Here is an 11,163-nt window from a genome sequence, read left to right on the forward strand (position 1 = left end):
CGGCGCTCAGCCCTCGCGCACCAGGAGGGCCACCGGCAGCGCGCCCAGCACGTCGGCCACCCGCACGGCCCCGCCCTGCACCGTCGCCCCGGTGAAGGCGTCGCGCCACGTGCCCTCCGGCAGGGACAGCGTGTGCTCGCCCCAGCCGCCGTGCCGCTCCAGCGAGACGGGCAGCCGGGTCGTCACGGCGATCGCCCCCGGCGTGCCGACGGGACCGCGGGCGAACGCCAGCACGTTGCCCGTCGTGGTCGGGACGGGGGAGTAGCCGGCCTCCTCGCCGGTGAACCACTCGGGGTGCTCCCGGCGCACCCGCAGCGTGCGGGAGACGACGAGCAGCTTCTCGTCGGACAGGTCCGCCGGGGCGGAGCCGTCGTCCAGAGCCGCCAGCCGGCGGGAGCGCTCGGCGTAGTCCACCGGGCGCCGGTTGTCCGGGTCCACCAGCGAGAGGTCCACCAGCTCGCTGCCCTGGTAGACGTCCGGCACGCCCGGCATCGCCAGCTGCACGAACTTCTGCCCCAGCACCGCCACCCGGGCGGCACCGGCGGTGGACGTCACGAACTCGCGCACCGCGGCGAGGACGTCCTCGTCGCCCAGCACGCCGGTGGCGAAGCGCTCCACCGCGGCCTCGTACGCCTCGTTCGGCGCGGTCCAGGTGGTGTGGTCCTTCGCCTCGCGCGTCGCCTTCTGCAGGTAGCCCAGCAACCGCTCGGCGCTGATCGGCCCCTCGTCGCCCCAGGTGCCGAAGACCGTCTGCCACACCAGGAGCTCGGTGCGCGCGTCCAGCTCGGCGTCGCGGTGGCCGGTGGCCAGCTCCCGCCAGCGCGTCAGCGCCGCGCCCCACTCCTCGGTGTGCTCGGACAGCACCGAGATGCGCGCCCGCACGTCCTCGCTGCGCTTGGTGTCGTGCGTGGACAGGGTCGTCATCGCCGCCGGCCACTCGCGCGCCAGGGTGCCGCAGAAGGAGTGGAACTCCTCCGGCGAGGTGCCGAAGCGGGTGGGGTCCCCGCCGACCTCGTTGAGCGAGGACAGCCGGAACCAGCGGTAGAACGCGGTGTCCTCGATGCCCTTGGCCATCACCGGACCGCACGTCTGCTGGAACCGGACGACGAACTCGGCCACCCGCGTGTCGTCGCGGCGCCCGGCCCGCCCCAGAGCCAGGTCCACCACCACCTGCAGGGTGTCGTGGCGCTCCTCCGGCAGGTGCGCGCGGGCGTGCGCGGCCGCTTCCTCCACGACCCGCACGGCCTCCGCCGGGGCCTGCTCGCCGGGCACGACGTAGGCGCGGTACTGGTGGAAGGCCACCAGCAGCTCCACGACGCACTCGTGCAGGCCGCGGCGGGTGTGGTCGCGCAGGTCGACGTCGTCGTGGCAGATGCCCGACAGCAGGTCCACCAGCCGGTGGACCTCGGCGTACAGGCCGTGCTCGACGACCTCCCGCTTGGCGTGGTCCACGACCGCCTGGAACGTGCCGGTCTCGCCGGTGAGCGCCGTGTACTGCTCGGTCAGCGGCTCGGCCCCCGCGGGGTCCAGGAACAGCCCGCCCACCCGCTGCAGGGCGTCGTAGCCGGTCGTGCCCGCGCACGCCCAGTCCGCCGGCAGCTGCTCCTCGCCCTCGAGGATCTTCTCCACGACCACCCACGCGCTGCCGTCGCCGGTGGCGTCCGACGTGGCCTCCGCCAGCCACCGCAGGTACCCGCGGGGGTCGGCCAGGCCGTCGGGGTGGTCGATGCGCAGGCCCTGCAGGTCCCCGCGCCCGACCAGCTCCAGCAGCAGCGCGTGCGAGGCGTCGAACACCTCCCGGTCCTCCACGCGGATCGCCGCCAGGGTGTCCACGTCGAAGAAGCGCCGGTAGTTCAGCTCCTCGTCGGCGACCCGCCAGTGCGCCAGCCGGTACCACTGGCGGTCCACCAGCTCGGCCAGCGGCAGGTCCTCGGTGCCGGGCCGCACGGGGAAGACGTGGTCGTAGTAGCGCAGCACCCGCTCCTCGCCCTCGGGCGTGGACCGCGTGTCCAGGCTGAGCTCACCGGCGGCCAGCACCTGCCCGATGCGGCTGCCCAGCACCGCCATGAGGATCGCGCGGTCGGGCACCGACCAGTCCACGTCGAACCAGCGCGCGTAGGGCGAGCGCGGTCCCTCCTTCAGGACCGACCACAGCTGCGCGTTCTCGTGCGCCGGGGTGGGCACGGCCATGTGGTTGGGCACCACGTCGGCGACGGCGGCCAGTCCCGCGTCGCGCAGGGCGCTCACCAGGCGGTCGAACCCGGCGCGGCCGCCCGCCTCCTCGTTCAGCCGGGAGTGGTCCACCACGTCGTAGCCGTGGGTGGAGCCCTTCGCCGGCGCCAGCACCGGCGAGAGGTAGGCGTGCGAGACGCCCAGGCGCTGCAGGTGCCCGGCCTGCGCGGCGGCGTCGTCGAAGGTGAACGCCGGCTGCACCTGGAAGCGGTAGGTGCCGGTGGGCACCACGGCCGGTCGGTAGGTCTCCCGGCTCACTTCTCCCCCAGCGGTTCGCGGGCCAGCACCAGCATGGAGCGGCCGGCCACGGGCAGCTTCGTGCCCGGCGAGAACGCCGACTCCTCGGTGAAGATGGACACCACGCCCACCTGGTCGTCGGCGGTGTCCAGGCGCACGTGCCAGTCGTCGCCGTACGCCTTCTCCGGCAGCGTGAACTCCACAGGCTCGTGCCACGGGTTGTACATGATGAGGAAGGAGTCGCCGACGATGCGCTCCCCGCGGCGGTCCGGCTCGGGGATGGCCTCGCCGTTCAGGAAGATCATGACGCTGCGGTTGGCCGCGTCGGACCAGTCCTCGTCGGTCATCTCGGTGCCGTCGGCGACGAACCACTCGATGTCGCCGATCTTGCTCTCCCCGCCGTGGCCGGCGTCACCGGCGAAGAAGCGACGGCGCTGGAACACCGGCTCGGTGCGGCGCAGCTCGACCACCCGCCGCGTGAACTCCAGCAGCTCCTGCTGCGCCGGCGACAGGTCCCAGTCCATCCAGGCCAGCTCGTTGTCCTGGCAGTAGACGTTGTTGTTGCCCTGCTGGGTGCGACCCAGCTCGTCGCCGTGCAGGATCATCGGCACGCCCTGGCTCAGCAGCAGCGTGGTGAGCAGGTTGCGGTGCTGGCGGGCGCGCAGCGCCACGATCTCCGGGTCGTCGGTGGGACCCTCGACGCCGCAGTTCCAGGACCGGTTGTGGCTCTCGCCGTCCGCCCCGCCCTCGCCGTTGGCCTCGTTGTGCTTCTCGTTGTACGAGACGAGGTCGCGCATGGTGAAGCCGTCGTGGGCGGTGACGAAGTTGATGCTGGCGATGGGCTTGCGCCCGGAGTGCTCGTACAGGTCCGAGGAACCGGTGATGCGGCTGGCGAACTCCCCGAGCGTGCCGGGCTCGCCGCGCCAGAAGTCGCGCACGGTGTCGCGGTAGCGCCCGTTCCACTCCGTCCACAGCGCGGGGAACCCGCCGACCTGGTAGCCCCCCTCGCCGACGTCCCACGGTTCGGCGATGAGCTTGACCTGCGAGACGACCGGGTCCTGCTGCACCAGGTCGAAGAAGGCGCTGAGGCGGTCCACCTCGTGGAACTGCCGCGCCAGCGTCGCCGCCAGGTCGAAGCGGAAGCCGTCCACGTGCATGTCCGTGACCCAGTAGCGCAGCGAGTCCATGATCAGCTGCAGGACGTGCGGGGAGCGCATCAGCAGGCTGTTGCCCGTGCCGGTCGTGTCGAAGTAGTGCTTCTGGTCGCCGTCGACCAGGCGGTAGTAGGCCTGGTTGTCGATCCCGCGGAAGCACAGGGTCGGGCCCATGTGGTTGCCCTCGGCGGTGTGGTTGTAGACCACGTCGAGGATGACCTCGATGTTCGCCTCGTGCAGCGCCCGCACCATCGACTTGAACTCCTGCACCTGCTGACCGCGCTGGCCGGTGGAGGAGTAGGCGTTGTGCGGGGCGAAGAAGCCGATGGTGTTGTAGCCCCAGTAGTTCGACAGGCCCTTGTCGACCAGGTGGGTGTCCTGCACGAACTGGTGCACCGGCATCAGCTCCACGGCCGTCACCCCCAGCGAGGTGAGGTGCTCGATCATGGCGGGGTGCGCCATGCCGGCGTACGTGCCGCGGATCTCCTCGGGGATGTCCGGGTGCAGCTGGGTCAGGCCCTTCACGTGGGCCTCGTAGATCACCGACTCGTGGTACTCGTGGCCCGGGTGGCGGTCGTTGCCCCAGTCGAAGAAGGGGTTGACGACGACCGAGAGCATGGTGTGCCCCAGGCTGTCGTCGTCGTTGACGACGGTGTTGTCGTCGAAGCGGTACGAGAAGAGCGACTCGTCGCCGTCGACCTGACCCTCGATCGCCTTCGCGTACGGGTCCAGCAGCAGCTTCTCCGGCTGGCAGCGCGCCCCGCTCTCGGGGTGGAAGGGACCGTGCACCCGGTAGCCGTAGCGCTGCCCGGGCATGACCGAGGGCAGGTAGGCGTGCCAGACGAAGCCGTCCATCTCGGGCAGGTCGATCCGCTGCTCACTGCCGTCCTCACCGATGAGGCAGAGCTCGACGCGCTCCGCGACCTCGGAGAACAGGGCGAAGTTGGTCCCCGCCCCGTCGTAGGTGGCGCCCAGGGGGTAGGGCCGTCCGGGCCAGATCTGCATGGCGGGTCCTTCCACTGCCTAGCTCGTGCGCACCTCGTGCGCGGTCGACGGTCATCATGTCCGCTCGGGGCGCAGCTCACACCCCGACCGGCGGTGGCGGCGCGTGCGCCGCGGCCGGCACCGCCCGCGCGGCTACCCTGCGGCGGTGCCCGAAGACCCCTCCCGGCCCGCGGGCGCCCACCCCCGCCCCTCCGCCTCCGCGGCCGCCTCCGTCGCGAGCTCGGCCGTCCGCTCCGCGGCGGCCTCCGCCGCCCGCTCCGGGCGGGTGCGCGGCGCGCTGAGCACCACCCGCGAGCTGGTCGCCGGCACGGTCGGCGCCTGCCTGCGCTTCCGGATCACCGGCCTGGCCGCGGAGGGGGGCTTCTTCGCCCTGCTGTCCCTGCCGCCGCTCGTCTTCGGCCTCGTCGCCAGCCTCGGCTACGTCGGGCGCTGGCTGGGGCGCGACGAGGTCACCGCCGCCCGCGAGCAGCTGACCCGCCTGACGGAGGCCTTCTTCACGCCGGAGGCCATCGACGAGGTGCTCCTGCCCACCTTCGACTCGGTGACCACCGCGGGACGGGCCGACCTGACGCTCCTGGCCTTCGGGTTCAGCGTCTGGTCCGGCTCGCGCGCCCTCAACGTGTACGTGGACACCATCTCGATCATGTACGGCCTGGGGGGCCACCGCGGCATCGTGCGCACCCGGCTGCTGTCGCTGGGCACCTACCTGGCGGGCCTGCTGGCCGCGGTGGTCGTCCTGCCGCTGCTCCTGGTGGGCCCGCGCGTCGTGGGGCGCTGGTTGCCGCCGGAGCTCGCCGTGCTCTCGCGCGGCTACTGGCCCGTGGTGCTGCTGCTGTCGGTGTTCTGCCTGGCGACGCTCTACCACCTGGCCACGCCCGTGCGCAGCCGCTGGTGGCGCGACCTGCCCGGCGCCGTCCTGGCGCTGCTGCTGTGGCTGGTGGCGTCCTCGCTGCTGCGCCCGCTGCTGTCGGCCTCCGTCGGGGGCACCTCCACCTCGATCTACGGGCCCCTGGCCGCGCCGATCGTGGTGCTCGTCTGGTTCTACGTGCTGGCGATCGCCGTGCTCGCCGGGGCGGCCCTGAACGCCGCGGCGGACCGGGTGTGGCCCGACCCCGGCAAGGCGGCCGCGCGCGAGGCGGCGCGCGCCGAGGCGGTCGAACGGCGCCGCTGGGTGCCGTGAGGGCGGACCCGGCCGGGCGGGCGCGGCCGCTGGGGGCTCCGGACGCGACGAAGGCCCGGTACCTGTCGGTACCGGGCCTTCGATCGAGGGAGTGGGCGATACTGGGATCGAACCAGTGACCTCTTCCGTGTCAGGGAAGCGCGCTACCGCTGCGCCAATCGCCCTCGAGCGCACCGGGAGCTACCCGATGAGCTGTGAGGTGGAGACGGGATTCGAACCCGTGTGGACGGCTTTGCAGGCCGCTGCCTAACCTCTCGGCCACTCCACCGCGAGGCTCGCGCCTGTGAGCCGGCCTCCGAGCGGACGACGGGACTCGAACCCGCGACCCTCACCTTGGCAAGGTGATGCGCTACCAACTGCGCTACGTCCGCATGCCTGCGGTTTCCCGCCCTTCCGGCCGGTTCCCCGTGACGTCGTAGACAGTAGCCGACGGCTGCGGGTGCAGTCCAACCGCCCCTGTGCGGCGTGTTCACCCGCCGTTCGCCCGGGCGCGGGGGGCGGGGGAGGAGGCGGACGCGCCAAGGGCCCGCCCCCGGCGTCGGTGCCGGGTGCGGGCCCCTGGTGCGAGCGTCGCGCTCGTCGCTGCTGGTCAGGCGGTCAGCCGGGCGATCAGGTCGTCCAGGTCCAGGTGACGCGCCTCGCGCCCCGGCGGCACGAGGGCCTCTGCCCGGCGCAGGAAGCGCCGGACGTCCGCCTCGTCCGCCTCCAGTTCCGCGTTGCCGTCCGGGGACGACAGGCGGAGCAGGACGCGCGGGCGACCCTCGGGGGAGTCGGTGCACGGGCGCACCTGCACGTCGCCGTCCCCGGCGGGTGCGGTGAGCCCCTCCCTCAGCAGGTCGCGCGCGAAGACCCACTCCACGTCCGCGTCACCCCCGCGGAAGACCGCGTGGATGGCGAAGGGGTCGTCAGCCCCGTAGTGCAGGCTGGCGGGGACGGGGAGCCCGGGCCCGCTGGTGGTGCGTAGGCGCAGCGACACGTCGACGTCGACCTCGGTCTTGCGGTGCGGCAGTGCAGGCACGTCGACCTCCGTGTGCTCATGGCCGCTGACGGGCTACAGCGACCGTGCTGAGGAGTTTCCCACCGATCCGGCGTCCCAAACACCCGGACGGCGCAACTGGGACGCGTCCCGTCCACGTTCTCGCCCCCCGGGGGCCGCGGGCGCGTCGCCGGACCCGGCCCGGGAGCGTTCGCGGCGCCTCGCGCGTTGGGGGGTCGACGGACGGCTCCCCGGCGGCGGGGGCGGACGAGGAGGAGCGGGTGCGCGTGACGGCGGACGGTCGGCAGGGCCGCGCGGGCGGTGGGGACGCGGGCGGTGGGGACGGGGCCGAGCGCGTGCCGCCGCCCGGCCCCTTCGCCCCGCCCCGCGGGGGTGAGCGGCGCGGCGCGGACGGGCCGGTGCCCGCGGCCAGGGTCGGCGGCACGCCGCGGACGGGTGCGCCGGCCCACGCGGACGCGCCCGCGGGCCCCGGCGACCCGCTGCCGCCCCGCCACCGGCGCGCGGCGCACCTGCGGGCCGCCCTGCGCCGTCGCCGCGAGCGCCTGCGGGCCGACGCCCACGCCGACCGCGCCTACCGCACCGCCGTCGCGGTGGTCGGCACCGCGGTGACGCTCGTGGGTCTGCTCATGGTCCCGCTGCCCGGGCCGGGCTGGCTCGTCGTCTTCCTGGGCCTGGCGATCCTCGGCACCGAGTTCGCCACCGCCCGGCGCGTGCACCGCTTCGCGCACCGCCAGGTCCACCGCTGGACGCAGTGGATCGCCCGGCGCTCGTGGGGCGCTCGCACCGGCCTGGGGGTGGGCGCGGCGCTGGCGGCGGGAGCCGCGGTGTGGGGCTACCTGGCCTGGCAGGGGGTGCCCACCTGGAGCCCCGAGGTGGTCACCGCGCAGCTGACCCGCCTGCCGGGCCTGTGAACGCCGCACCCGTGGGGGAGGTCGTGAGCACCCCCGGGGACGCGGTATGGTTCTTCCACCGGTCGCGGTCAGCGGTCGCACCGGGCGATTAGCTCAGCGGGAGAGCACCTCGTTCACACCGAGGGGGTCACTGGTTCGATCCCAGTATCGCCCACACCAGCACCACCAGGAGCAGCGCGTGCAGAGCCCCGGAGTCGTCGACGCCGGGGCTCTCGTCGTTCAGATCGCCGTCTTCCCCGTGAAGTCCGTCGCCGGCCTGCTCCCGGCGTCCGTCGAGGTCGGCCCCGAGGGCCTGGCCGGGGACCGCGGGTTCGTGCTGACCGCCGACGGCGAGCCCCTGCGGGCGAAGACCGCTCCGCGGCTGCGCGAGCTGGAGCTCTCCGGTCCACCGCACGCACCCCTGGTGCGCGCCCCGGGCGCCGCCCCCGGCGACCTGCGGGCCGTGGCCCGCTTCCTCGGCGTCGACGGGCCCGTCCAGCTCCAGCCCGCCCCCGGGGGCGCGCGCCAGGTCGCCGCCGTGCACGTGGTGACCACCACGGACCGCGACGCGCCCGGCGCTGGCGACTCCTCGCGGGCGAACCTCCTCCTGCGGCCCACCGCCGCGGCGCTCCCGCCCGCCGCGCAGCTCGCCGGGGCCCTGCTGGAGGTCGGGCCGGTGCTGCTGCGGCTGGGGAGCCCGCCGCGCCACTGCGCCGGGTCCTTCGCCGAGGTGCTGCGCGGCGGGACCGTGCGCACCGGCGACGCGGCGCGGCTGCGGGCGCGTGCCGACGGCCCGGGCGGGGCTCCCGGCTAGAGTCGCGGGCGTGGGGGAGCCCCCACGCCCCTGACCGACGACCCCCGGAGGCGCGCAGTGTCCGCCCAGCTCACCGTCACCCGTTCCGGCGCCTCGGCGCCCGCGACGACGGTGCAGGTCGAGGCCGGCACGACCGCCGGCGAGCTGTTCGCCGACGACCGCGACGTCGTCGTCGCCCGCGTCAACGGCGAGCTGCGGGACCTCACGCACCCGCTGGCCGACGGCGACGAGGTCGAGGGGGTGCTCACCTCCTCCGAGGACGGCCTGGCGGTGCTGCGCCACTCCGCCGCGCACGTCGTGGCGCAGGCGGTCCAGCAGCACTTCCCCGACGCGAAGCTGGGCATCGGCCCGCCGATCCGCGACGGCTTCTACTACGACTTCGACGTCGAGCGCCCCTTCACGCCCGAGGACCTGAAGACCCTCGAGAAGACCGCGCAGCGCATCGTGAAGGAGGGGCAGCGCTTCGTCCGCCGCGTCGTCACCGACGACGAGGCGCGCGCCGAGCTGGCCGGTGAGCCGTACAAGCTCGAGCTCATCGGGCTGAAGTCGGCGGCCGGCGGTGACGCGGCCGACGCGGCCGAGGGCGCCGGCGTGGAGGTCGGTGCCGGAGAGCTGACGATCTACGACAACGTCCGCCGCGACGGCACCGTGGCCTGGAAGGACCTGTGCCGCGGGCCGCACCTGCCGAGCACCCGCCTGGTCGGCCACGGGTTCAGCCTGCTGCGCTCGGCGGCCGCGTACTGGCGCGGCAGCGAGAAGAACCCCCAGCTGCAGCGGGTGTACGGCACCGCCTGGCCCAGCAGGGACGAGCTGAAGGCCTACCAGGAGCGCCTGGCGGAGGCGGAGCGCCGCGACCACCGGCGCCTGGGCACCGAGCTGGACCTGTTCTCCTTCCCCGACGAGATCGGCTCCGGTCTGGTGGTCTTCCACCCCAAGGGCGGCGTGGTCAAGCGCGAGATGGAGGACTACGTCCGCCGCCGGCACGTCGAGGAGGGCTTCGACTACGTCGGAACCCCGCACATCTCCAAGGGCGGCCTCTTCGAGACCTCCGGGCACCTGCCGTACTACGAGGACACGATGTTCCCGGCGATGGAGCTGGAGAACAGCAAGTACTACCTCAAGGCCATGAACTGCCCCATGCACAACCTGATCTTCCGCTCGAGGGGGCGGTCCTACCGGGAGCTGCCGCTGCGGCTCTTCGAGTTCGGCACCGTCTACCGCTACGAGAAGAGCGGGGTCGTGCACGGGCTCACGCGCGTCCGCGGCCTGACCCAGGACGACTCGCACAGCTACGTGACCCCGGAGCAGGCGCCGGGGGAGATCAAGCACCTGCTCGACTTCGTGCTCGGACTGCTGAAGGACTTCGGCCTCGACGACTACTACCTGGAGCTGTCGACCCGGGGGGACTCCGAGAAGTTCATCGGCTCCGACGAGGAGTGGGAGCGGGCCACCGCCGTCCTCGAGGCCGCCGCCCGCGAGACCGGTCTGGAGCTGGTCGCCGACCCGGGCGGAGCCGCGTTCTACGGACCCAAGATCTCCGTGCAGGCCAAGGACGCCATCGGCCGCACCTGGCAGATGTCGACCATCCAGTACGACTTCAACCAGCCGGCGCGCTTCGGGCTGGAGTACACCGCCGCCGACGGCACCAAGCAGCAGCCGGTGATGATCCACTCCGCGAAGTTCGGCTCGCTGGAGCGGTTCTTCGGCGTCCTGGTCGAGCACTACGCCGGCGCCTTCCCGCCCTGGCTGGCGCCCGTGCAGGTCGTGGGCGTGCCCGTCGCCGACGCGCACGTGCCGCACCTGCAGGAGGTCGCCGCGAAGCTGCGCGAGCGCGGGATCCGCGTGGAGGTCGACGTCTCCGACGACCGGATGCCCAAGAAGATCCGCACCTGGACCAAGCAGAAGGTGCCGTTCCTCCTCATCGCCGGTGCCGAGGACGTCGAGGCGGGGGCGGTCTCCTTCCGCTACCGCGACGGCAGCCAGGAGAACGGCGTGCCCGTGGACGAGGCCGTGGCGAAGGTCGTGGACGCCGTCGAGCGACGCGTGCAGGTCTGATGACGGGCGTGGACGGACCGGTGCACGCAGAACCCGCCGACGGCCTGCCCGGCGACCCCGACGGGTTCGAGCGGCTGTGGACGCCGCACCGCATGGCCTACGTCCGGGGTGAGCGCAAACCCGCCGACCCCGACGACGCCCAGCAGTGCCCCTTCTGCCGCGCGCAGTCGGGCCCGGACGAGGACGGCCTCGTGGTGCACCGCGGCGAACGGGTGTTCGTCGTGCTGAACCTCTTCCCGTACAACCCCGGCCACCTGCTGGTGTGCCCCTACCGGCACGTGTCCTCCTACGTCGACCTCGACGCCGCCGAGCTGGCCGAGTTCAGCGCGCTCACCCGAGCGGCGCTCGCCACCCTGCGGGCCGCCTCGAACCCCGCCGGGTTCAACGTCGGCATGAACCAGGGCGCCGTCGCCGGGGCGGGCATCGCCGCCCACCTGCACCAGCACGTCGTGCCCCGCTGGGCCGGTGACGCGAACTTCCTGCCGGTGGTCGCGCGCACCAAGGCCCTGCCGGAGCTGCTGGAGGACACCCGCCGGCGCCTGGCCGAGGCGTGGACGACCGCCGGCCCGGCCGCCGCGGCCGGCGGCGAGGGCTGAGGC

General features: G+C 73.7%; 8 protein-coding genes and 4 tRNA genes. 6 read left to right on the plus strand and 6 right to left on the minus strand.

Features of this window, described 5'->3' with window-relative positions; genetic code table 11:
- Positions 1-6: 6 nt before the first annotated feature.
- Together treY and glgX are read right to left on the minus strand one after the other, a co-directional pair.
- Positions 7-2,463 (minus strand): malto-oligosyltrehalose synthase, encoded by a 2,457-nt coding sequence (treY, locus tag V9U69_RS15145; protein ID WP_337062686.1) that lies wholly within the window; start codon positions 2,461-2,463, stop codon positions 7-9.
- Positions 2,464-2,486: 23 nt separating this feature from the next.
- Positions 2,487-4,628, minus strand: coding sequence for a glycogen debranching protein GlgX (gene glgX / locus V9U69_RS15150; RefSeq protein WP_337062687.1), 2,142 nt, complete (start codon positions 4,626-4,628; stop codon positions 2,487-2,489).
- Positions 4,629-4,773: 145 nt separating this feature from the next.
- Here glgX and V9U69_RS15155 point away from each other — a divergent pair, with 145 nt between their 5' ends.
- Positions 4,774-5,808 carry a YihY/virulence factor BrkB family protein gene (locus tag V9U69_RS15155; RefSeq protein WP_337062688.1) on the plus strand — a complete coding sequence of 345 codons (1,035 nt, stop codon included), beginning with the start codon at positions 4,774-4,776 and terminating at the stop codon, positions 5,806-5,808.
- A 92-nt stretch (positions 5,809-5,900) separates the two neighbouring features.
- Here V9U69_RS15155 and V9U69_RS15160 read toward each other — a convergent pair.
- The 4 genes from V9U69_RS15160 to V9U69_RS15175 form a co-directional block, all read right to left on the minus strand.
- Positions 5,901-5,972 (minus strand) — tRNA-Val (locus V9U69_RS15160).
- Positions 5,973-6,005: 33 nt separating this feature from the next.
- Positions 6,006-6,076: transfer RNA gene (locus V9U69_RS15165), tRNA-Cys, on the minus strand.
- 30 nt (positions 6,077-6,106) lie between these two features.
- Positions 6,107-6,179: transfer RNA gene (locus V9U69_RS15170), tRNA-Gly, on the minus strand.
- A gap of 218 nt (positions 6,180-6,397) precedes the next feature.
- Entirely contained in the window at positions 6,398-6,826 is a 429-nt protein-coding gene (locus V9U69_RS15175; RefSeq protein ID WP_242127076.1) for an SsgA family sporulation/cell division regulator, read from the minus strand.
- Positions 6,827-7,065: 239 nt separating this feature from the next.
- Between V9U69_RS15175 and V9U69_RS15180 the strand changes: the two genes are divergently transcribed.
- The 5 genes from V9U69_RS15180 (at position 7,066) to V9U69_RS15200 (ending at position 11,160) form a co-directional block, all read left to right on the plus strand.
- On the plus strand, positions 7,066-7,716 hold the full coding sequence (locus V9U69_RS15180; RefSeq protein WP_337062689.1) for a TIGR02611 family protein: 651 nt from the start codon (positions 7,066-7,068) through the stop codon (positions 7,714-7,716).
- Positions 7,717-7,798: 82 nt separating this feature from the next.
- A tRNA-Val gene (locus V9U69_RS15185) sits at positions 7,799-7,870 on the plus strand.
- A 24-nt stretch (positions 7,871-7,894) separates the two neighbouring features.
- Positions 7,895-8,509: an MOSC N-terminal beta barrel domain-containing protein gene (locus tag V9U69_RS15190; RefSeq protein ID WP_337062690.1), complete on the plus strand. Its 615-nt coding sequence runs from the start codon at positions 7,895-7,897 to the stop codon at positions 8,507-8,509.
- Positions 8,510-8,566: 57 nt separating this feature from the next.
- Positions 8,567-10,564 carry a threonine--tRNA ligase gene (thrS, locus tag V9U69_RS15195; protein WP_337062691.1) on the plus strand — a complete coding sequence of 666 codons (1,998 nt, stop codon included), beginning with the start codon at positions 8,567-8,569 and terminating at the stop codon, positions 10,562-10,564.
- Positions 10,565-10,572: 8 nt separating this feature from the next.
- Entirely contained in the window at positions 10,573-11,160 is a 588-nt protein-coding gene (locus tag V9U69_RS15200; protein WP_337062692.1) for an HIT family protein, read from the plus strand.
- Positions 11,161-11,163: the final 3 nt, after the last annotated feature.

The organism is Kineococcus sp. G2 (assembly GCF_037154035.1).
Classification (GTDB): domain Bacteria; phylum Actinomycetota; class Actinomycetes; order Actinomycetales; family Kineococcaceae; genus Kineococcus.

Bases quoted from the DNA above. Each gene is read 5' to 3' on its own strand.
- glgX (WP_337062687.1), bottom strand. From the start codon at position 4,628: ATGCAGATCTGGCCCGGACGGCCCTACCCCCTGGGCGCCACCTACGAC.